This window comes from Candidatus Methanosphaera massiliense (assembly GCF_028890305.1).
GTDB classification, from domain to species: Archaea; Methanobacteriota; Methanobacteria; order Methanobacteriales; family Methanobacteriaceae; genus Methanosphaera; species Methanosphaera massiliense.
In genome coordinates, this window is sequence record NZ_JARBXM010000001.1 from 668,338 (window position 1) to 691,549 (window position 23,212).

Genomic DNA, 23,212 nt, shown 5'->3' on the forward strand with positions numbered 1-23,212 from the left:
TTTTATATTATATAAATATTATTATTATAAAATTTATATTAAATTAATAATATAATTATAAACATGGAAGAAAAAGGAACAATAATCTTAGAATATATCATAGTATTTTTTATATTAATAGTACTATGTTCATTACTAATTTCAATAACATTCACAGAATTTCAAATGGCAGATGAAACACAAAACAGAAAAGAAGCAAGAATCATATCCAATCAAATAAGCGAGATAATAAATAATGTTAATATAAATCAAAATGGGTACTCAACAACATACACGCTTCCAGATAAAATTAATAAAGAATCATATATAGTAAAAATAAATAAAACAGGAGTCTACATAAATAGCCACTATCAATTAACAAGATCAAATATTATACCAAAAAACGCACTAAAAAATACTAATTATATTTTAACACCTGGAAATACATATGAATTTAAAAATATAAACCAAACTATAGTGATAACTCAAAAATAATTAAAATAACACTAATAATAAACGTAATATAACAAAAAAATATCATGAATAATAAAGGACAAATTACAGCAGAATACATGTTACTTGTAGGCGTGATAATCATAATACTGATAACCACAATAAACATGAGCATAACTCAACAAGAAAAAAACACAATACAAGCATCAGCACAAATAGGAGCACAAAATGGGGTGGATAAAAATGGATACGCCATGTACTACAATGATACATTTAACAACTACCAAGACAACTATCCAAAACTACTAACAAGCACACATATAAAAATAATACAAATTAAAATGATAGAAAAAGACAATAAAACCATAGAATTACAAGCATATGCCCACTCAGATACGACACTAACAGTACAAGAAAAAAATCACATAGGCTCAAGAATTAACTACTATATAAGAAGAAGCATAACCGAAACATTCAACAAAGAAAAACAAAACGAATACTACAACCCTGCTGAATCAGATAACTATATAATAAAAACAAGAACAGTAATATGGAAATAAAAAAAATAAAAAATAGAAAATGTATTAGATAATAGCGCCTCTAGCAAGATAAGCTATTATAATACCTAATAATCCGAAAAATAAACCAATACCCCATATAATATGAACAACTTGTTCCTCACGCATAGGTTTTTTAAGTATTGATCTAATCAATGAATTAAAACCACCAGGAGGAGCAATTAGTATTCCATTCTCCTTAACCTGAGTAGGCTTAAAGTTTTGACGTTCCATAACACCAGCGCTTCTAAATTTAAGAAAACCATCTACAATATTAGGAATAAGAACAATAAGAGCAATAATTTTAACCCTACCAATAAATGCAATAATAGCAATACAGGCTCCAATAATTAAAGTTCCAACATCACCCGGGAAAACATTTGCAGGATACTTATTGTAGAATAAAAATGCTATAAGTGCACCTAACATTGAAAAAGAAATAATTGCAACGTCATACTTGTTCATAATAATACATGAAAGTGTAAGTGATGTTAAAGCAATTACTCCAAGACCCGTTTCAATACCATTAAGTCCTGCTAACATATTAGTAAGATTTGAAGCAATTGAAACAGCAATAGGTATGCTTAACATGTAGATAATACTAACATTAGGTGGAGTAACCCACATTATTGGAAGACCCGCAATCCATAATAATATCAGCTTCTCTTTAGAAGATAACATTATTAAATCATCAACCATACCAATTATTCCAGTTAATAGAATAACTATCAGTGAAATAGTAAGCTGGGATTGCCATTCTGGACACAGATACACTCCAACCATAAGGGCTATAGCAAAACCGAACAGTATACCAATACCACCCATTTCTGCTACTTCTGGCTTAGATATCTTATGAATATCTTTTCCAACAATTTTAGCTTTCTTCAGTCTTCTGATTAATGTAGGCATAACAGCAAAAGTAATAAGAAATGCTATTAATCCACATCCACCTGATATTAAGAGAAGCTCACTTTGAATCAATAATTACACTCCTTCTTGTTTATTTTTTTTATTCTGTTCTAGTATGTAATAAACAGTTCTAACAGGTATATCTAGAGCTGAGGATATGTTTTTTACAGAAGTTCCCTCATTTTTCATTTTAATTATTTCTTTTTTTGTTTCATCAGAATACTTTGATTTAGGGCCTTGTTTAAGTTTTTTATTTTTAAGATAATAAACAGTTTTAACATTGATATGTAAACGGTTTGCTATTGCTTTAGGATTAAGACCTGAGTCTAATAATTCATCTATTTTTTCTTTTAAAGAGTCATCATACTTTTTTGGTCTTCCTCTGTTTTCGATAACGGATATTGTTATCTCTAATTCGTTTAATGCGTCAATATATGTTTCGGAGGTTCTATCATATAAACTTTGAGGGCATTCTATTTCTTCTAGATCGGGATTGTCATTTAATAATTCAATAATTAATCTTGATGACAATGGTTTATCTACATGTACTTTAGAACTCATAATACTTCACCATTACTTATTAATTATATCTAAGAATTTTTTAGCTTTCTTAGTTGATGGTTTTTCAATTTTTTGAAGTGTTTTTTTAGCATCAGTAGCTTCTTTTTTATCAACATATAGTAAATCAGCAGCTCTATTTAGTGATAACGTTGTTTTACTGTTTAAAGCAACAGCACCATAAGCTGCATGATTTGATTTTAAATGTAAATTTTTACGTTTAGTTTCTAATTCAGAATTATATTGGATAACATCCCTCATGTTTGGAATAACATCTATATTTTCACCATCGTCCTGTAATATTTGAACGACGTCTCTTGGAAATTCATCATCAAATACTTTCATTTGATTATAATCAAGGGTAGGTCTAAGATTAGGGAATGGTCCTGAATAATTATTCCTTCTATTTTCGGATGTTGTTAGATAATATTTAAAAATATCCCATCTAATAAGAGTGTGTGGTGTCTCAATATAATAATGTCTTTTTATTTCAGACTGTCTGTTAAGATCTGATTTTAATTCACGATCTAATTCATGATTTTCATTAATGAGATTAGCTTTTTTGAGTTTAATGTATTTTAAATCTTCCTCTAAATCCATACGTTCTTCAGCGCCACGTGCTAATCTATTAGCATCCTTACGGGCTTCTTCAACTAATCGGTCATATGTTTTTATTTTGTCCATATTATGGATATGTTTTGGAATAATATCATCAAGTTTTTTATTTACTATATTTTCTGAATATTGTAGATATGCTATAGCAAGAGCATTTTGCACATATTTATCATTTATTAATGATGGCTTTTTATAGTGGAATTGAAGTAATTCTATGCGTACATTTGGACCATATCTTTTACGAAGTTCTAACTCATAGTTAGATTCGTCAGCATAGTCAATGTTCATTTTTTTACTTTTCCATTTACCAGTTCTTTCATCTTTTATTTTAGCAATTACAGTTATACTTTTTACACGTCCCCGTTTTTCCTGTTTCATAACCTTAATTATTTTACGGTATGCCTCGAGGCTGTAATTATTTAACTGTGATCGTTTAAGAAGATATTCTCCGCCTAATGGAAGATATTTAATCATATCTAAACGGTAAATTCCATTACTATTAGGATTAAATATGAATTCATGTGAACCACATGTACATTCATAGTTTGTTACTTCAAAGTTTTCATCATAATTCAGAATACTTTCAAGAGTATTTGTCTTATATTCCTGTCCACATTGTTTACATGTGATTTCAGCGTATTCTTCTAAGTGACCTATTGCTATCTTATGTGATGCAATAGCAGATTTTACCTGGTCGAGAATATTCTTCTTATTTGATGCTTTAATACGGAAATATTGAGCATGCCTTGACTGGTCATAGACGTCATCAGGAATAATTTCTTGATTACTATTACCTTTTCCATATCTTTTCAAAGCACTATAAGGAGAAGTAAACCCTCTGATTTCCATTTTATTTCGAAGATCTTGTAATTTGTTAAGATTATTCTTAAGATAGCTGTATATTTCTATAAAGCTATCAAAATCTTCAATGGATTCAGCTATTATGGGTTTATGCTGTATCTCTTTAAGAAACTTCTCACTCTGTGTCACTAAGAGTTCGCTCATTTTATATATTCACCAACATTTCCTTCTGTTGTTAAAAGTTCCATGCTATCAGTTGCTAGTAACATACCATTGGATTGTACTCCGAATAGTTTTGCTGGTTTAAGGTTTGCAACTACTATTACTTTTCTGTCAATTATTTCATCAGGTGCATATTTCTTTGCAAGACCTGCTACAATTTGTCTTATTTCATCTCCAAGGTCTACTTGTAGTTTTAATAGGTTGTCTGATCCTTCAATTCTTTCTGCTTCTTTTACCTGTCCTACTACTAATTGTACCTTTCCGAATTCATCTATTGATATTTGTTCGCTCATATTTTTTTCCTCTTTCTTATCTTTTTCTTTTTCTTCTTCTGCCTGTTCTAGTGCATATAATTTGTCTTTCTCTTCTTTTATTACTTTATCCTCTATTTTCTTAAATAAAGGTTTTGATTTTTTAATTTCATGTCCTGGTTCTAGGAATTCTTTTGATTCATCCCATTTTACTAATGGTCCTCTTTCATCAAATTCTGTGAATCCCTTGACATTCTCAACAGGCATACTTAGAACTTCTCTTATTTTCTGTGCACTTTCAGGTATGTATGGGGTTAATATTACTGCTAATTCATGTACTAATTGGTTGGAAAGATATAAGCATGTTTTTGCACTTTCTATATCTTCTTTAACTCCTTTCCATGGTTTTTTATCATTGAAGTATTTATTTGCTTCTTTGGTTAATGTCATGATTTCCAGTAATCCATCACGGAATTCAAATTCTTCAATCTTTTCAGCTACAGTATCAGGTAATGCTTTGATTTTTGCTTCAAATTCTTTGTCTATTTCATCATATCTACCAGGTTCTGGTATTTTACCATCAAAGAATTTGTTTGTAAATGTAAATGTCCTGTGTATGAAGTTACCAAGATTGTCTGTTAATTCATTATTTATTCTTCTCTGGAAGTCATCCCATGAGAAATCAGTGTCTTTGCTTAAGGGTGCATTAATTACCATGTAATATCTGAGTAAATCACTATCAAATTTTTCTAGGAAATCTTTTACCCAGATAACCCATCCTCGACTTGTTGACATTTTCTGTCCTTCAAGTGAAAGGTATCCTCCACCTACTACTGAGTATGGTAGTTTCCAGTCATGTCCCATTAACATACTTGGCCAGAAAATGGTATGATGATATATAATATCTTTTCCTATGAAGTGTACAGTTTTATCATCCCAGTATTCCTTCCAATCCAGTCCATGTTCTTTTGCCCATGCACCTGCTGATGATTGATAACCTACGAATGCTTCTGCCCATACATATAATACTTTACCTTCTGCTCCTTCAAGAGGTACAGGAATTCCCCAATTCATATCACGGGTCATAACCCAATCCTTTAAACCATCTTTTATCCATTCTTTTGCAAAATTTTTAATATTAGAAGATAAATGGTCATTGTTAGATATCCATTCACGGAGAGGTTCTTCAAATTCATGTAATTTAAAGTAATACTGTTCTGATTGTTGAACATGTGGTGTTCCATCACATATTAAACAATGAGGCTCTTTAAGTTCTGTAGGATTTAAATGACGTCCACATACTTCACATTGATCTCCTCTTGCTTCACTATCACAATATGGACATATTCCCTCAACATATCTATCAGGTAGACTACGTTGACATGTATCACAATATAACTGGTCAATCTTCTTTTCATAAATGTATCCTTTATCATATAATGTTTTGAAGAAGTCTTGTGCCATTTCATAATGTAATTCATCGGTAGTTCTTCTAAAGCTATCGAGTGAAATATTACATGCTTTAAGGTCATCTTCTATTACTTTATGATAATAAGTTGCTATATCTATAGGATCTTTATTTTCCTGTTCAGCCCTTACCGCAATAGGTGTCCCATGTTCATCACTAGAACATACCATTACAGTATCTACGCCATTCATTCTATTAAATCTAGCATAGATGTCTGCTGGAATATAGGTAGAACGTAGATGTCCTAAGTGACAAGGACCATTTGCATATGGTAATGCACATGATATAAATAATTTACTCATTTTTTTTAATTCTCCATACTTCATTTTACATTATTATTAAATATAATGTGTAATTTCTATAATAAAATAATCAATAATCAATTTTTAAGTATAATTATTATATAAACTCGTTATTCTTCTCTTATTCTTTAATTTAATCTAATTTCTTTATTTAGAGTAAATATAATTAATTCCAATTAAGGATAATAAGATATTATTAATATTTATATATGTTTTTAATCATTTATTTATTTTACTAGATAATACTTTTAACACCTAAAGTGAAAAAATCAGTATATAATTATTACTACAATAGATTATAGATATTATATTATCATGATAAAGACTTCATTTATAAATCCATTTAGCAGTGATGCTAAAGAAATTGTAAGTAAACTAGGACAAATTGATAAACTAGACACTCAAGAGGCTAATTTAATAAATATCATCAATCACACACATGGACAAATATTAGACCGTTCTGCAAAAATACCAGAAACAATAAAACAACTAGCAATACGTAAATATGAATGGTATCTTTACAGGAAAACAGATAAATTTGATGAAAAAAGATACGAATACCTTTTTAATCCGGATATCTATGAATATGATGTAGTATCATTTTATCTTTTATGTCAAGCAGTAGCAATAGGATACGGTCCGGATAGTCATGAGACAAAACAAGTAATAGACATGGAAAAAGAACTTATCAATCAAAGACTAGAAAAAATAAAGATAGAACCTAACGACTTCCAGGAAAGCTTCCTGAGAAAAACATTAAACCAACTAATAGATACAAACAACACATACTGGGTAAATCTAAAAGAAGTACTAGAACAAGGAGAATTAGATCTTAATAAACTATTATTAGTTAATGGTAGAGTAATAATAGAATACGAGGACTTCATGGAAGAATATGGAAACCTAATAGAACATAGAGACCCACGTACAATGTATGAAGTAACATGTGGAGTAGAACTTAAATCACGACTACTGAAAAGCTTAATAATGTTACATACAAAAAACTACATTAAAACAGTATCTGAAATGTCAAAAAGGATGGTTGAACCAAATCCATTAATGCAGGACATATCACAGAGCCTTAAAGAAATTCAACTTAAAGCACAGGAAGCAAGATATGGTGGTAAAGCAGGTTCAATCTTCGCAGATAATCAGCCAGTAACATATGAAATGGAAGCATTTCCACCATGTGTACGTAAATGTATGCGTGGAATAAAAAGTGGTGGACGTAATGATGCAATAGTACTATTTCTCACACCATTCATTTCATATGCAAGATTATATCCGGGAATATTCTCACAGGAAGGCACGGTTAAAGTATCTGATGTAGATCCGTCACTAGAAATAACACATAATGAAGTAATTCCTATGATTTATGATGCTGCAGAAGCTTGTAGTCCACCATTATTTAAAGACCAGCCTCAAGAAAAGATTAATATTAACTCTAAATTAGGCTTTGGAATGCATGAAGAATTAAAATTAGAGAGTGAGGGAGAAACACAATGGTATACTCCTATGAGTTGTGAAAAAATAAAATTACACATGCCAAGCTTATGTACGCCTAATGTAGACTGTAAAAAAATAGGAAATCCCCTCACATACTATAATCGTAAACGAAAACTAATGAAACGAGATAATAAAAATAACAAAGGGCAGGTGAATAATAATGGAAATTGAACTTAAACCTGCATCAAAATATGAACGTAGAATATTCTATAAAGAGGAATGGAATGTTAAAGATGTTCCAGACTTTATAATTGATTCAATAACAAGTAGAGAATTTGGATTTGATCATTATGGTCAAGGACCAAATGATAGATATAAAACATTTCCAGATGCTCTAAGATTAAAACGTTTTATTAAAGTAAAACAACCATTTGCAGCATATTGTTCTGTTGCTTTTTATGAAAAACCAAAACAGAGAAAAGGATGGCAACAATCAGAACTAGTCTTTGATGTAGATGCAAAGGATATACCAATAAGAACATGTGACTGTAAAGAAGGAGAAGTATGTGATAAATGCTTAAATCAAGCAAAAGACATTGTTTTAATGATAAAAGATGTTCTTAATGATGATTTCGGGCTTAATAATATTAACATGGTGTACTCTGGAAGAGGATATCACGTGAGAGTGCTTGATGAGGAAGTGATGGATGCTTCCAGTGACCTTAGAGGACAAATTGTACAGTATGTTATAGGTGCAAAAGAGCCAGATTTAACAAATAATCTTGGATTTAATAACTTACAGCATTTCATCATACCTTATGGTTATCCATATAATTTCACAAGATGGGCAAAATACACAATACTTCATCTTACAAAGGATTCAGAACTAGATAATGTAAATAAAAAACTATTGCGTGATGTATTAAAGGAAAGACATTTCCTTGAAGAAGATTCATGGGGATTATTTAGGGTTAACATTGGTCCTATAAGATATAAAAGGTTAATAAGTGCTGTTGCCCGTGTAAATATGGGTATTACAGATACAAAAGTTTCCATTGACTTAAAACGTATATTACGTCTTCCATCTACATTACACTCTAAAGTAAGTATGAAATCAACACTTATTAAAAATATTGAAACTTTTGACCCATTTGATGATGCAGTACCTCAATTTGTATATGACCGTAAATAAAATGGAATTAACGTTCTAATAGATAATTTGGATGTAAATACAGGTATAACTCTGACATATCATCCTGTTTTTCTATGAATTCGTTAATTTTCATTAACTGGTAGTTATCCAGTATTTCCTTTTTTATATTTTTTCCAAGTTTTAATATACTCATGTTCTCTTCTTTTAGTATATCATGTATCATATCATCCACGTTAACATATTTACGGTTACTTAATACTATCCATTTATTGTTATGAATATATGCTTCTGGATATTTCTTTTTAAAGCTATTACTATTTTTCTCATCCTGGATTAGTGGACCATGATGTATCTTAACATTGCTTAGAGTATCAACATCATATTCTAGGATGATATTTGCCGTATTATCTTTTGTGATATAATATCCTTTTTCTAGTAATCTGAAATCATACATCTTTGAGACCTTTTCCAATGAGTTCATAGTCTTATTTACCTGTGGATAAATAACATCTGTTGGTAGGTCGGGCACATTAAATGATAAAACATAGCAATGTGTACCTCTAGTATTGAATATGTTTATTAAATCCTTGTCTGATGTGCATATGGTTCTATCCTGGAAGTACTCTATACTTGGATTAGCCAGGTAATTACGTGCTGCTACAATAAATTCTGATAATTTTTGCATAGATAGTGCAGCAGCCACATTTCTATTTGCATCTACTGGATCAATTGCTATTAAGGGGTCTTTATAGTTATCACAGGTACCATAATCTTCAATATCAATATGAAATTTCATATGCCAATTATTAGCAGCTTCCTTTATTACATTGATAAATGAATGATATTTTAGTATTAATATTTCACAGAGATAACCAGAAAATCCGCTTACCTTATAGTTTGCTCCATACGTGTTTATTGACGTCATGAATTTCTTAAGTAATAATACTTCATCAGCTTCTTTGTCTGTAAGATGTTTTTGAACATAATCTGTGTGTAGTATGGTACGGTCTACAGCAGATTTTAGTTGACTTGCATCTTTTATATGATAGCAAGGTACAAAATCTATCTCATAGCCGTCTATTAATCCTGTGATATAAGGGTGTGATGCATATCTCTTCTCAGATTTACCATGAACCTTGTTAATACAATACTGTCCGAATTCAAGGCCATATTCTTTAAGCTCATCATCAGAGTAACTAAGTGGAAAAGTCATGAATATGTCAATATCTGCTTTGTTTTTAAGTGATGTTTTCTTAGCCATAGAACCTACAAGTCTACAATCAATATCTACGCCTTTACTATTAGCATATTCTAGTATTATGTTTATAAGCTTATCCGAGAAATCTATTATCTTTTTTCTTTCAGTAGCAGTTGGTTTGATTGTATCTAGTATTTTATCGTAAATATGTATCACCTATAATTATTTTAGTAAAACAAGTTTAATTTGGTGTTGAAAAAAAAATTTAAAAAGAAAATTTAATTAGTTGTTTTATATTTTTTTAGCACTTACAATAGTTATTGGATTTAATGCTTTCATCATAACTCCACGGTCTAATAGGTGACCTCGAGATACTGTTATGTTAACAACCTCTGGCTTTGCACCTAATTCTTTTAGCATGTGAACACTGTCAGTTGCTGTTTCTAGAACTATTGAAGTAATAATAATACGTCCACCAATTGGTAGTTTAAGATATCCTGTTTCGATAATGTTCTGAAGATTACCTCCACTTCCCCCTATCATTAATTTAGTAAAGTCTTCTATATTATCTAATGCTTTTAGACCTTCATCTTCTATTAATTCAACTTTGTTTTGAAGTCCGAATTTCTCAAGATTTTTTCTGGTAGTTTCTATTGCATCAGGATTCATGTCGATACTGTATACTTTTTTGGCACGTTTTGCAAATTCTAGGGTTAATCCGCCGGTACCACATCCAACATCAACTACAACATCTTCATCGGTTAATCGTACTTTACTAATAACAAGTGCTCTTATTTCTTCCTTTGTAGGTCCTGGTACTTTTTTTGTTTTGATGAATTCATCATCGGGTGTTATTTCGAAATACATTTAAAATTCTCCTAAAATTATTATATGTTATTATTAAGTTATTGTTTCCATTTTGTAAATAGATTATTATTAATATCAAGTATATCGAAAATTTTTCCTATAATAAAATCAATCTGGTCATCAATTGTTTTAGGTTTATGATAGAATCCAGGCATAGGTGGTAGGATTATTCCACCTTCTCTACTAATATTCACCATATTTTCTAGATGTATAGTACGTAAGGGAGTTTCACGAGGTACAATGATAAGTTTTCTTCTTTCTTTTAGTGTTACATCAGCAACACGATTTATAGTATTATCTGCATAACCATTACTTATTGCTGATACAGTTTTCATACTTGCTGGTATGATTATAGTAGCATCAAATTTAAATGAACCACTATTAATTATAGCACTAAGGTCATCTTCATCATAAAAGAAGCTTGCTATAGATTCAACATCCTTAACGGAGTAGTCTGTTTCATATTCTATGATGTCCTTTGCTATGTTGGATATCACAAGATGTGTTTCAATTTCCTTCTTTTTTAATTCTTCTAGTAATCTAATTCCATAGATTACTCCACTAGCACCTGTTATGCATACTACTATTTTCATTTTCATTGCCTCATAATATGTATTCTTCTTCTGTGTTATAGATAGGACCGTTAGGTGTAAGTTGGCTGGATTTAAGACAGATTTTATTCACTTCAAGTTTACCATAATAATTATTTTTTAGTTTTTTTAGTGTTTTTGTTAATTCTGTATTGTCAGATACTTTCTTTACTCTTCCTATGGTAATATGAGGAACATAATCATGTTCTTTTTTAAATCCTATCTTGTTAAATGATTCATCTAATTCTTTAGATAGTTTTATAGTGTTTTTATTCTTATCTCTGGCACCTACCCATATTACTCTTGGACGGTTATTGTTTGGAAATGTGCCTACTTTAGCTAACTTCAGAGTATATGGTTCATAGTTTTCTATTGTGTTGTTAATTATTTTAGAGATTTGTTTTTGTTTTCTTTTGTTAATATCTCCGAAGAATTTAAGAGTTAGATGAAGATTTTCATTTTCAACGTATTTGATTTTAGCATTTTTATTCTTTCTAAGAATATCTTGCGTATCGTTAATCTTGTTTTTTAGATAATCATCTAATTCTATTGCTAAAAATGCACGCATAAGAATTAACTCCATTATTTTTTCTTTAATGTATAAAATTTTTAATAATAAAAAAAGGGTTATATCACAGGGGTAATCCTGTGATATTAATTTAATTGGGGAATTGTTCTATTTATTTTTCAATAATTTGTTCTTCTATTGCCATTCCAAAGTGTCTTGCTCCTTCACTAAAGAATGCTAATATTTTGTCGCCTACTTTTAGTTTAGCTACAGATACGGGTTCTTGTTTGTCTGATACTAATCTAATTGTTTCAGCATTTTGTAGAAGTGTTCTGATTTTTATTCCTTCATATTCAGCTTCTACTAGTAGTAATGGACGTTTTTCTATTTTCACACGTCCTACTATTGCTGTTGATGCTTCACCTTTTGTGTTTATTGTAAGAACTTCATCTCCTGCTTCTAGTTCGGAGAGATATCTTGTTTTGTTTCCGGGTGTCATCACATATGCTTGTACAGGTCCTGCATTTACTCTAAATGGTCTTGAAGCTACATATTCACTTTCTAGTGTTTCACTGTGAACTAGGAATAATCCTGTGGCATATGATCCTATTAGCATTCCCTCACCTACTTGCATCATGGAGCAGGTGTCTACGCATACACGGTCTCCAATTCCTACTGGTTCCACTTTTGTTACTGTTGCTGCTTTAAGGTCATATGTTTCTTTGGATTCTTTTTCTATTAGGGTTCCTAATTTTCTTATTTCGCTTCCTTCATTTGATGATAGAAGTACTCCATCTGATCCATGTTCCATTGTTTCTAGTGCTAGTTTTGCTTCATCATAGTTTGGTACGTCTACAATTATTTTGCTGCTACGGTCTTGTAAGCTTGCTATGATGTTTTCTAGAGGGATAACTTTCCAATTTTTTCCTTTTAGTATAACATAATCTGCTACTGTTCCTAGTTTGGATACTAGTTTTTCATCTTCTTTATTGTTTATTTCGACGTATGCAGCTACTTGTTTTCCTTTGTTTTGTTCTTTTTTAACATCGGCTACTGTTACTTTTTCATTAAATCCTAGTAGTTTAATATCTGCATCATCTTTATCAGATATTATGGATACGTTTCCTAATTGTTTTATTGTATCGGTGTTGTCAAAGTCAAGGATATGATCAAATCCTGATTCTAATGCATCTACTATTGCATCTTTTCTATCGTTCCATGTTCCATTTGGTCTTATCCATGCAAATTTCATTGTTTTTCCCTCTTATTCTTTTAATATTTCTAATGCTTCGTCAGGTGTTGCTTTGTTATGTACAACTTCAACAAGTGCTCTTGTTATTTTAGTTGGGTTTTTAGCTTGGAATATGTTTCTTCCGAATGCTACTCCTGCTCCACCTACACTAATTGCATCGTATACCATTTCAAATAATTGTCTTTCTGTTTCAATTTTTGGTCCGCCTGCAATTATTACAGGTACTGGACATCCATCCACTACTTCTTTGAATGTGTCTGGGTCTCCGGTGTAGTTTGTTTTTACTATGTCAGCTCCAAGTTCTGCTCCTACACGTGCTGCTAGTTTAACTACTTCAGGGTCATGTTCATTCTCAATTTTTGGTCCTCTTGGGTACATCATTGCTAGTAATGGCATTCCCCATTCATCACATTCTTCTGCTATTCTACCAGTAGTTGCTAACATTTCTGGTTCTTTTTCTGAACCTATGTTTACGTGTACACTTACAGCGTCTGCACCTAATTGTAATGCTTTTTCTACGCTTGTTACTTGTACTTTGTGGTATGGGTCTATACTTAAATCTGTACTTGCAGATAAGTGTAAAATTAATCCTATATCACTACCGTATCCACGGTGTCCGTTTTTTACCATACCTTTATGCATAAGTACAGCATTAGCTCCACCATTTGCTACTGCATCAATGGTCTTTGTCATGTTAATTAGTCCTGGTATAGGTCCGCCAGATATTCCATGGTCCATTGGAGCTATAACACATTTTCCTGTCTTACGATTTATTATTCTTTCAATTCTTATTTTTTTTCCAATCATTGTATCCCTTTTAATAAAAATTTTCTATTTCAACGTATATCTATTATACGTTATTTTATGTTTTTTATTCTTTAAACAGTTATTGATTTTCATGTTCTCTATAGAGGTAATATTTTTATTATTTTGTTCTCTTTTTGAGTTCTGAGGGTATTATTTCTTTAGCAGAAGAAGTTAGATACCCCTTATTTGACAGGATATTTTCACTTGAAATGGACGTGTTTACAAAGTCCATCAAACCCCTGTTTCTTATTAAAGTTACACGTGGCCGAAGTATTGAAGACCATAAAAAGAATACTTTGAATACAGTATCCGGATGGTATCCTCCGCCAAGATCTATACATAAAACGTCAATATCATCACATTTTTTTGAAAATTCATATAATGATTTCTTATCCCGTACATCTAGCTGTTTAAATTCAATATTTCTATACTCTATTCCTAAATTGTGCATAGCCTCTACACTTTCAGGACTGTTATCAAAGGCATAAACAGTTCCATCTTGGCATAATCGTGACAATATCTTTGTGGATGTTCCAATATGACATCCTAACTCAACCACATTATCTAATAATTTAACATGTTTAATCATATCTTCTTGATATACATCTCTGTTATAACTAATATGAATCATGATTATCTCCTTGATTTTATTGATGTGGCTGCAAGAACTCCTGTTGAAAATGCTTTCTGCAAGTTATATCCGCCACATATTCCACATCCCTCTATAAGTTCTCCTACAATATATAAGTGAGGTACTATTTTTGATTCACATGTGTCAGGATTAATTTCTTTTCGTTTTATTCCGCTATTTGTCACTTGACTCTCATTTTCCAGAACATCTACAACCGTTAGTCTTGTTCTTTTTAATAAGTCTCTTATTTTCACCCTGTCTTTCTTAGTCACTTGATTTAACTTGGTTGTTTGGTCAATATTAATCTGTTCTAGAAATATTTCCACCATATTTTTTGGAAGATATTTGTGAAGATATCTCTTCAAGCCCTGTGTAGGATGTTTTTGAAAATCCTCCTGCAAGGTTTTATATAATGATTCATAAGTATAATCCGGAGTTACATCCATATTAAGAATAACTTCCCTGTTTTTACGTAAATGTCTTTCAATAGTCATACTATTATTCATTATTACAAATCCGCTAATTCCATTATGAGTGAATATTATTGAACCAGAATCCTTCACTATTGACTTGTTATCTGCTTTAAATTCAAGTTTTACAGGTAGTGTTATTCCTTGCAACTTATTTATCCAGGTTTCCTCTATTTTTATTGGTGAAAGACCACCCATATTTTTTGTATTCTTATGTCCTAATGCTACTGCAAAACGTTTACCATCACCAGTTGAACCAGTTTCAGGATAGGATAAACCTCCTGTAGCTAGTATAATGTTATTTGCACTAATATGGGTATTGTTATAATCTATGATAAATTGATTATCGTTTCTTGTTATTGAATTTACGTTACAGTTTAGCTTGTATTGAGTTTTCTTATTGTCAAGTATGTTTATTAACGTGTTTAATACAGTTTTTGATTTATCAGTAACTGGGAACACGCGGTTATCATCTTCCACTTTTGTTTTACAACCATTGGATTCTAGTAATTCTATAATGTCTTTATTAAAGAATATGTTGAAGGCTGGTCTAAAATAGTTTCCTGAGTTATAATAACTATTAATGTATTCCTTGAGTGTACTATTGTTGGTTAGATTGCAGCGTCCTCCTCCTGTAATCAGTAGCTTCTTTCCAAGAGTATTGTTTTTTTCTAGAATTATACTATGTGGGTCGTTAAGATATATTCCTGCTAATATACCACTTGCTCCTCCACCTATTATGACTGTATCATAATTCTTCACTTTTAATCAAATCCCTATTCATCAATTAGATTGTACATTATTCTGATTGAGTCAAGTAGTCCATGTGCATAGGCAATACAGGCAAATGAGGTTAGTTCATCATCAATATCTAAATAATACTTTGTGTCTTTGTAATATCTTATAGCCATGTCTTTAACTAGCACTTCTTTTTCTGTTAAATCTAATTTTTCAACTTCTACAATATTATCTTCAAATATTTTTAAATCTTTAGTTATACGTTCTTCTGGTTTCATAATGAATCATATCCTCTTTTTAGTATATTATCTGTTTTTGATTGTTTATTTTAATATTCATAAAAATAGTCAGTATATTTCAATTGTAATTAAAAAAAATTTAAAAAGAAAAAAATAGTTGGAATTAAATTATTAAGTATTAATTTCTAATAATTCAAAAAGTATTGGTTATTTATAGTTTTTTTGAGAAGAATATTTGCTTTTTCAATACTATAAAAAAATAGGAAGAAGGAGGTTATTTTAATTGTTTAGTTCTACATATACATGGTATACTCTTTGGAATACTGTAATGTAACTGAGTATTGTTAGTAATGCCATTGTTATAAACATTATACTGTGTGATCCACCAAATATGGCTGCTATTATAGAACCTACAACAATTATAAGTAATCTTTCTGCTCTTTCTGCAATTCCCACTGAACATTTTATTCCTTCACTTTCTGCCCGTGAACGAACATAACTCACTGTTAATGAAGAATGTATTGCTAAAGCTCCTAGTATTGGGTCTACAAATCCACTATACATTATTCCTATAATTATAGCAGCATCTGCAAAACGATCACAAGTGGAATCTAAAAATCCTCCAAATTTTGTTTTACGATTTTGAGAGCGTGCAATTGCTCCATCTATCATATCACAGACTCCACTAACAAGAATGAATAATGCTCCAGCTGCTAAATTTCCTGAAGCAAATAATACTCCTGCAAAAATACTAATAAATAATCCAAGCAACGTGATTATGTTTGGATTTATAGGTATGTTTTTACCTATCTTTCCTGTAATTTCATTAGTCTGTGGTCGTAATCTATTATTTAACATAGTATTTTATTTATAAATTAGGTTATATATAAGTATATAATTAATTTTAGTGGATGGTAGAATGAATATAGTAGAAAACCCTAATAAAAAAGAGTTAGAATGTGTGATTTCTGATTTAAAAAAGGGTCATTTGATTGTTTATCCTACTGATACAATTTATGGTATAGGAGCAAATATTTATGAAAATGATGCTCTGAAGAAGGTGTATGATGTTAAACATAGGGATATTTCAAAACCAGTATCATTATGTTTACATGATATTAATCAAATGGAGGATGTGGCATATTTAACTAAGCCTATAAAAGATATTATAGAAAAGATTCTGCCAGGACCATACACATTATTACTCGAGAAAAGGGATATTGTTCCGGATATTTTAACTTCAAATACCAGTATTGTTGGTGTTAGAATACCCAATAATAGGCTATGTTATGAATTAACAAAAGAGTTCCCTATTACAAGTACTAGTGCTAATATATCTAACATGGAAACTCCTAATAATATTGATGATATTGTTAAGCAATTAGGAAGTAAAATAAACACCTATATTGATTGTGGAGATGTAACAGATAATACTCCTTCTACAATTATTGATTTAACTGGTGAATATCCTGAAATTATAAGAAATACTCAGCAGCATACTAAATTATTAGAGAGTATATTGAAAATTAATTTATATTAATTATTTTAATAACTATTATTATAGGAAGTGTAATCATGGTTGTCACTGATAAATTAGGAAGAGAAATAACTGAAGGTGCACATGTAATATATACAAATGTCGGAACTATTGGTAAGGTTCAGGATATTAAAACAGATGAAAATGGATCCTGGGTTCTTATACAAATTGATGAATTAACAAAACTTTGGTATAACACAGAATATGTGGAATTAACAGATCAGACATCCAAAGTAACATTCAATGAAGAAAAGGATAAAGAAGTATCCATTGATGATATTAAGGATGAACTTAAAAATAATTTTGAAAACACGGAAATGGGTGATGATGGAGTAGGAGGAGGATAACCTCCTAAATCATTATAAACTATTTTTATTTAATTTTTTTAATCTAAATCTTCTCTGATTTTTTGATAAACATTATTTTTCTTATTATTCATTTCGTATTCAATCATTCTAGCTTTTCTATCAATTTTCTTATTCATTTTATATAATTCAACATCAATCTCATGATATTTCTTGTTAAATAATTTTTGATGTTCTGAATTAATTTGATCCTTAGAGTCAATAAGGTCATGATATACTTCACCAATACTACTGTCAGAGATTAAACTTTCAACAGTATACTTATCACTTTTTAATTTTTCATCTAAATCCTTTACTCCTTTATCAATTAACTCGTCACGTATTTTTTCACGTTTTTCAAGAGTTTCGTCAATTAAATCTTTAGTTTTTGACCTAAGCATAATTACCACCTAACCCTTCATTGATTATTCATCTGGAATAACAGCTATACAATATCTACACACTGCTTTTTCATTATCTATATTGTATTTTTTCACAGGACAATAATATTTTTCACCATCAGTATAGATACTTACCATACCAGGGAATACGGTGCCAGGAAGATGCACTGGCCTATGTTTTAGATATGTTGTATATACTACAATTACATTTAATATATGTCCTACTAATTCATCATTATCATCAAGTAGTTCATTAATTTCCTTTGCTTCTTTTTCTGTTATCTGACCTTCAAAGTTTATCTTTGTATTCTTCAGCATTGCAAATCTACTGATAATTACATTGAGTACGGATTCAGTGTATTTCTTCTTATACTCTCTTGGCAAGTATCGTGTGTCTTCATTGAATTGAAATGATAACTCATATAACTCTTCTAATGTTACATTTTTTATTTCATTCTGTAACATTTCTTTTAGTTTATTTTTTTCTAATCCTGCTTTAACTTTTTCCATACTTTATTCACTCCTTATTTTCATAGAATTTTATAATATTTTCTGCAGTTTTTTCTCCAATACCATCAATACGTGTTAAATCTTTAATATGAGCATTACCCAGATTATCTCCATATGTATCAACAAGGGTACGTGCACGTTGTCGACCTAAACGTTTTATACCAACAACTAATGGTATTAATTCTTCTTTTACTCCATAATATAATCTTGATGCTAGTTTATCTATCTCATTAAGGAATTTGTAATTACCGAGGACATCACATATATCATAGAAGTATTTGACAAGGTTGGATGCTTCATAACTAGCTCTTCTTGTAGAAGCTGCATAGACCTTTAAGTAATTCTCAATTTCATATTCTTTTCTTTCATTAATCCATTCTAGTAGACTTGCAGCTGTTGATTCATTATTAGATACAAAGCTTATAAATACTCCATTTTTACTTAAAACTTCCTTGATATTATCCTTGTTTGCCCTAAATTTAGTGTTGATTTTTGGCATGTCATGTGTCTTTGATATTTCATATATAAGTGATCCCGGATTAAAGTTATCACCCATCATTGTACTGTAATCTTTAAGTTTTACTGCAGTTTTTACCTCATAATTATTCCTTGAAATCAGTGTTCCAAGAGGCGTTGTTTGTAGTCCTGACGGAGTAATTCGTATAATACCATTCTGTACAAGATATTCTAGTGCACTAGATATTTCATATTTTATGGATTCATCTGAAAAGCCTAGACTCATAGTGTTATAGGTATGTGATATCTGGAATCCATAGAATGTCTTGTTAAAGAAATCTACAAGCTCATCCATGTCTTTTGCAAATCCACTTGATACCTGTGTTATGATTTGTTTTAGTACTGCATCTTCGTTATCTATGAGTTTGGAGTTTGTCACCTCTATTTCTCCATGTACATAGTATTCATCAAGATTGAATGCTTCATCATATGTTTTTGCTAGTAGGTAGGAGTATCCTTCGGTATCAAAGCCGGGTCTTCCAGCTCTTCCTGACATCTGTTCATAGTCAAATACAGGTATATTTGTCTGTCCTTGATCAGTCCATCGTGTATAATCACGTATAACTACATTTTTTGATGGAAGGTTTACACCATACATAAGACTAGGTGTTGCTGTTATCATTAGAAGATTACCATTAACAAATTCTTCTTCTATTATTTCCTTTTGTTTATCAAATAATCCTGCATGGTGGAAAGCTATACCATTTTTAACACAATCCGCTAGTTTGTAACAGACTTCCGTTGGCTGTGTATTGTTTCTTCGAGGAACATCCAGTATATCCTCAGCTATGTTATTGAATATTTCTCTTTTACCATCAGGTATGTATTTTGAAATTTTCTTGGACATATTCTGAGCTAATGATTCTGTGAATCTTCTAGTAGATACAAATGTTAACATTTGTGAGGATTCATTAAGTGAATCATTAAGTATCTTAAATACCATGTTGTTTTTATCTTTTGTTCCGAATTCCTCAGCACATAGTACTTCCTTATGTAAGGGTACTGGTCGGTAGTCATGGGTCACTACTTCTGCTTCTAGCCAGTGTGCCATTTCGTCCATGTTCTGTAGTGTTGCTGAAAGTGCTATTATTCTTATTCCAGGGTTATGTTCCTTTATTCTTGTTATTGCACATTCTATTGTTGGTCCCCTTGAATAATCGCCTATCATATGGAATTCGTCTAGTATGAGAAGATCTATTTCATTTAACACATTTCTTGAAAATCTTGTTAATGCATCGAAGGATTCAAAGACCATTACTGCAATGTCTGCTCTTGACGGATGTTTTCCTACTTTAAATCCAAATTTCTCAAATACTTTGAATTCCTTGTATTTCTCATTTTGTAGTGAGATTAATGGAACAGCATATACTACTTTACCCCCTTTGAGTAATACTTTAAGCGCTGCTAATACTCCTAGTACTGTCTTTCCACTTGCTGTTGGAATAGATATAATATAATTCTCATCATTATCTAGATATCCTGATTCTATCACTGCTTTTTGTGCTGGATTATATTCTTCTATATATGGATAACACTCTTTCATTATCTTCTGAATATCAGGATCTATATTATTCAAAAGTTCACCTCCACTTTAGTTTAGCTCCAGTTTTATTCTAATTTTAGTTATTTATTTTATATTATTTATGTATGGAATATTCATTTTAGAATATTTTTCTATTATTCGTTTACGTGCATTTTTTCCTATTTCCTCTCTTCTAGTTTTATCCTCTATAAGATTATCTATAGCGTGGGATAGTTTTGTCGGATTTCTTGTGGGTACTATTATTCCATTTGTATTATTTGTTATGGTTGTTCTTATATTGCCCGTATCTGTTGATATTAATGGTTTTCCACAGGACATACTTTCAAGTGCTACTATACTAGCGCCCTCTGATACTGATGGTAACACCATTATATCTGATTCGGGTATTATCTTTTCGGGTTCCATTGTTTTTCCCATTAGGTATGTGTCTTGGATATTATTTTCTCTTATAATATTTGAAAGCTTGTCATGTTCTGGACCGTCACCATAGATTAGAAGAGTGTACTCTGTTTCTGATATTTTCTTTGCTTCCAAGAGGTATTCTAGTCCTTTTTGTTCTACGAGGTTTCCTATGAACATTACTATTGGCATGTTATATTTCTTGTTTAATGTTTTTTTATCAGGGATTATTGGTTTGAATTTCTCTGTATTCACAGTGTTGGGTGTTATACTTGACTTTTCTTTTAATCCAGGTATTCCAATTTGTAATGCTTTTTCCTCTAATTTTTCACTTACAAAATATACTTCATCCGCCCTTTTCAGGGTTCGTTTTATTAGTTGTTTTGTAATCATGTTTGTAGATAATATATTTATGTCTGATCCATGTGCAGTTATCACTATCTTTACATGACTATCTTTAATTAATGATGCTACTAATCCAGGAGGAATTATGTAATTTGCATGAATTACATCTATATTATATTCTTTGACAATTCTTTTTAGAAGCTTATAACTGGATATTGTGAAGCTTATACCTCTTAGCAGAGGAATATTAATAACATTTGCCTCAAACACGTTATCTTTTCTTGGACAATTCTGTGCATAAGTTAATATATATACATTATGTCCTCTACTTCTTAATTCATCCTCTAATTGTTTAGTGTATGTTGCTATTCCACCAACCTGTGGGGGATATTGACCTAATATACATATATTCATAATAGCACCTAATGTATTCTAATTCTTCCATTCAAATGGTATATCTTTCATTTTAGAAGGTGTTAATATTGTTCCATCCATTTTAGCTATTATTGCATGGAATTCTATGTTATATTTTGAGTTACATAATTCTATAATCTTATCTGCAATTAATTCAAATACTTCTGTTGTAATGCCTTTCTTGTCTAGTATTTTTATAACATCTTCTGTGGTGATACAATCATATACGGCTTGTAATGTTTCCTTATCTGCCCCTATTAGTGCAGTGTATGCTGTCATTATCTCTCGTCTTGCATCTGCAACACTCTGTTTTGTGTTAAATATTCCTGCTGCAATTTTTATTAGTTTACCTGCATGGCCAAAAAGTGTGATAGATTTTATTTTTCCAGTTTTATCAGCTTCATCTAACATGTATCCTACAAAGTTACTCATCTCTATTATTGCATCCTCATCTATTACTAATCTCTCATTTGCTATTCTTGTTCCAATATTTCCTGGTACAAATAGTAAATCTTCATATTTATTAGCTATTGCAACATCTATCTGTATTTTTAATGAGTCTGTGTATGCTTTTGAAGACATTGGACGGGCTATACCTGTTGTTCCTAATATAGATATACCATCTATTATTCCAAGTCGGCTATTCATTGTTTTAGGTGCTATTTCTTTTCCTTCAGGAATAATAATTTTCACTATAGCTCCCTTATTTTCTGGAAGATATTTTTTAACATTTGCTTTTATCATTTTTCTTGGAACAGGATTTATAGCATATTCTCCAACAGGTATTTGGAGTCCAGATTTAGTTACTTTTCCCACTCCTTCTCCGGCAGTTATTTCCACGTTACCAGCATCATCAGTTAAGGTCACCTCTGATTTAATAAGGATTCCACGTGTAACATCAGGATCATTATATGTAGGTTTTCTAACGGTTGATATAGCTTTATTTTTACTTAATAATTTGTTATCTTCTATTTCAACTGTTAGTTCATCATTTGGAGCAGTTATTTCAATTACTTCAGGAGCTTTATCTGTTATGGTGAGTATTGCTGCTACACTAGCTGCTGTTGCAACACTTCCAGTGGTAATTCCTGATTTTTCATCAGAGTTTTTATGAGCTTCTATTTTAATTCCCCCATTTATGGATGGTTATATTGTATTTGAATTTTTATTAATTCTTTTTATTAATTAA

Annotated in this window: 25 protein-coding genes; 6 read left to right on the plus strand and 19 right to left on the minus strand. The window is 30.8% G+C overall.

All coding sequences use genetic code 11. From position 1 onward, the window contains the following. The first annotated feature begins 63 nt into the window (after nt 1-63). A complete protein-coding gene (locus tag OTK55_RS03255) occupies nt 64-474 on the plus strand; it encodes a hypothetical protein (RefSeq protein ID WP_274870571.1) in 411 nt (136 codons plus the stop codon). A 44-nt stretch (nt 475-518) separates the two neighbouring features. After that, complete coding sequence (locus tag OTK55_RS03260; RefSeq protein ID WP_274870572.1) at nt 519-992, plus strand: class III signal peptide-containing protein; 474 nt, start codon at nt 519-521, stop codon at nt 990-992. Nucleotides 993-1,016: 24 nt separating this feature from the next. Here the strand turns inward: OTK55_RS03260 and OTK55_RS03265 are convergent, their stop codons facing one another. The 4 genes from OTK55_RS03265 to metG all read right to left on the minus strand — a co-directional run bounded on the left by OTK55_RS03265 (nt 1,017) and on the right by metG (nt 6,115). Then, a complete protein-coding gene (locus tag OTK55_RS03265) occupies nt 1,017-1,898 on the minus strand; it encodes an MraY family glycosyltransferase (protein ID WP_274871753.1) in 882 nt (293 codons plus the stop codon). 75 nt (nt 1,899-1,973) lie between these two features. After that, a complete protein-coding gene (locus tag OTK55_RS03270; RefSeq protein ID WP_274870574.1) occupies nt 1,974-2,459 on the minus strand; it encodes a resolvase in 486 nt (161 codons plus the stop codon). A 12-nt stretch (nt 2,460-2,471) separates the two neighbouring features. Then, nucleotides 2,472-4,076 carry a DUF530 domain-containing protein gene (locus OTK55_RS03275; RefSeq protein WP_274870575.1) on the minus strand — a complete coding sequence of 535 codons (1,605 nt, stop codon included), beginning with the start codon at nt 4,074-4,076 and terminating at the stop codon, nt 2,472-2,474. After that, on the minus strand, nt 4,073-6,115 hold the full coding sequence (gene metG / locus OTK55_RS03280) for a methionine--tRNA ligase (RefSeq protein WP_274870577.1): 2,043 nt from the start codon (nt 6,113-6,115) through the stop codon (nt 4,073-4,075). The genes OTK55_RS03275 and metG overlap by 4 nt, the downstream gene beginning before the upstream one ends. 315 nt (nt 6,116-6,430) lie before the next feature. Between metG and priL the strand changes: the two genes are divergently transcribed. After that, a complete protein-coding gene (gene priL / locus OTK55_RS03285; RefSeq protein ID WP_274870578.1) occupies nt 6,431-7,792 on the plus strand; it encodes a DNA primase large subunit PriL in 1,362 nt (453 codons plus the stop codon). Beyond that, complete coding sequence (gene priS, locus OTK55_RS03290; protein ID WP_274870579.1) at nt 7,782-8,753, plus strand: DNA primase catalytic subunit PriS; 972 nt, start codon at nt 7,782-7,784, stop codon at nt 8,751-8,753. Before priL ends, priS begins: the two co-directional genes overlap by 11 nt. 7 nt (nt 8,754-8,760) lie before the next feature. Here the strand turns inward: priS and cca are convergent, their stop codons facing one another. The 10 genes from cca to pgsA all read right to left on the minus strand — a co-directional run bounded on the left by cca (nt 8,761) and on the right by pgsA (nt 16,872). Further along, entirely contained in the window at nt 8,761-10,128 is a 1,368-nt protein-coding gene (cca, locus tag OTK55_RS03295; RefSeq protein WP_274870580.1) for a CCA tRNA nucleotidyltransferase, read from the minus strand. 75 nt (nt 10,129-10,203) lie between these two features. Further along, the gene (gene cbiT, locus OTK55_RS03300; RefSeq protein WP_407652416.1) at nt 10,204-10,779 is read right to left on the minus strand and encodes a precorrin-6Y C5,15-methyltransferase (decarboxylating) subunit CbiT; all 576 of its coding nucleotides are present in this window, start codon (nt 10,777-10,779) and stop codon (nt 10,204-10,206) included. A 38-nt stretch (nt 10,780-10,817) separates the two neighbouring features. Next, nucleotides 10,818-11,372, minus strand: a complete 555-nt coding sequence (locus OTK55_RS03305; RefSeq protein ID WP_274870581.1) for a UbiX family flavin prenyltransferase — start codon at nt 11,370-11,372, stop codon at nt 10,818-10,820. 10 nt (nt 11,373-11,382) lie between these two features. Further along, a complete protein-coding gene (thpR, locus tag OTK55_RS03310) occupies nt 11,383-11,937 on the minus strand; it encodes an RNA 2',3'-cyclic phosphodiesterase (RefSeq protein ID WP_274870582.1) in 555 nt (184 codons plus the stop codon). 112 nt (nt 11,938-12,049) lie between these two features. After that, the gene (locus tag OTK55_RS03315; protein ID WP_274870583.1) at nt 12,050-13,129 is read right to left on the minus strand and encodes a 3-dehydroquinate synthase II; all 1,080 of its coding nucleotides are present in this window, start codon (nt 13,127-13,129) and stop codon (nt 12,050-12,052) included. A 12-nt stretch (nt 13,130-13,141) separates the two neighbouring features. Then, nucleotides 13,142-13,936 (minus strand): 2-amino-3,7-dideoxy-D-threo-hept-6-ulosonate synthase, encoded by a 795-nt coding sequence (locus tag OTK55_RS03320; RefSeq protein WP_274870584.1) that lies wholly within the window; start codon nt 13,934-13,936, stop codon nt 13,142-13,144. Nucleotides 13,937-14,054: 118 nt separating this feature from the next. Then, on the minus strand, nt 14,055-14,567 hold the full coding sequence (locus tag OTK55_RS03325) for a class I SAM-dependent methyltransferase (RefSeq protein ID WP_274870585.1): 513 nt from the start codon (nt 14,565-14,567) through the stop codon (nt 14,055-14,057). A gap of 2 nt (nt 14,568-14,569) precedes the next feature. Then, nucleotides 14,570-15,799: a BaiN/RdsA family NAD(P)/FAD-dependent oxidoreductase gene (locus OTK55_RS03330; RefSeq protein WP_274870586.1), complete on the minus strand. Its 1,230-nt coding sequence runs from the start codon at nt 15,797-15,799 to the stop codon at nt 14,570-14,572. A gap of 14 nt (nt 15,800-15,813) precedes the next feature. Next, nucleotides 15,814-16,053, minus strand: a complete 240-nt coding sequence (locus tag OTK55_RS03335; protein ID WP_274870587.1) for a DUF357 domain-containing protein — start codon at nt 16,051-16,053, stop codon at nt 15,814-15,816. A 240-nt stretch (nt 16,054-16,293) separates the two neighbouring features. Next, nucleotides 16,294-16,872, minus strand: coding sequence for an archaetidylinositol phosphate synthase (pgsA, locus tag OTK55_RS03340; protein ID WP_274870588.1), 579 nt, complete (start codon nt 16,870-16,872; stop codon nt 16,294-16,296). Nucleotides 16,873-16,933: 61 nt separating this feature from the next. Here pgsA and OTK55_RS03345 point away from each other — a divergent pair, with 61 nt between their 5' ends. Both OTK55_RS03345 and OTK55_RS03350 read left to right on the plus strand, forming a co-directional pair. Further along, nucleotides 16,934-17,554, plus strand: coding sequence for an L-threonylcarbamoyladenylate synthase (locus OTK55_RS03345; protein WP_274870589.1), 621 nt, complete (start codon nt 16,934-16,936; stop codon nt 17,552-17,554). A 35-nt stretch (nt 17,555-17,589) separates the two neighbouring features. Continuing rightward, a complete protein-coding gene (locus OTK55_RS03350) occupies nt 17,590-17,898 on the plus strand; it encodes a DUF2098 family protein (protein WP_274870590.1) in 309 nt (102 codons plus the stop codon). Nucleotides 17,899-17,936: 38 nt separating this feature from the next. On the opposite strand, the gene OTK55_RS03355 is transcribed toward OTK55_RS03350, so the two are convergent. From OTK55_RS03355 to cbiD, 5 genes are all read right to left on the minus strand, one after another. Next, on the minus strand, nt 17,937-18,296 hold the full coding sequence (locus OTK55_RS03355; RefSeq protein ID WP_274870591.1) for a hypothetical protein: 360 nt from the start codon (nt 18,294-18,296) through the stop codon (nt 17,937-17,939). Between the two features lie 24 nt (nt 18,297-18,320). Continuing rightward, nucleotides 18,321-18,806 (minus strand): DUF2115 family protein, encoded by a 486-nt coding sequence (locus OTK55_RS03360; RefSeq protein WP_274870592.1) that lies wholly within the window; start codon nt 18,804-18,806, stop codon nt 18,321-18,323. 7 nt (nt 18,807-18,813) lie between these two features. After that, the gene (locus OTK55_RS03365) at nt 18,814-20,865 is read right to left on the minus strand and encodes a DEAD/DEAH box helicase (protein ID WP_274871755.1); all 2,052 of its coding nucleotides are present in this window, start codon (nt 20,863-20,865) and stop codon (nt 18,814-18,816) included. A gap of 84 nt (nt 20,866-20,949) precedes the next feature. Next, nucleotides 20,950-22,023, minus strand: coding sequence for a glycosyltransferase family 4 protein (locus OTK55_RS03370; protein ID WP_274870593.1), 1,074 nt, complete (start codon nt 22,021-22,023; stop codon nt 20,950-20,952). An 18-nt stretch (nt 22,024-22,041) separates the two neighbouring features. Next, entirely contained in the window at nt 22,042-23,145 is a 1,104-nt protein-coding gene (cbiD, locus tag OTK55_RS03375) for a cobalt-precorrin-5B (C(1))-methyltransferase CbiD (protein WP_274871756.1), read from the minus strand. Nucleotides 23,146-23,212: the final 67 nt, after the last annotated feature.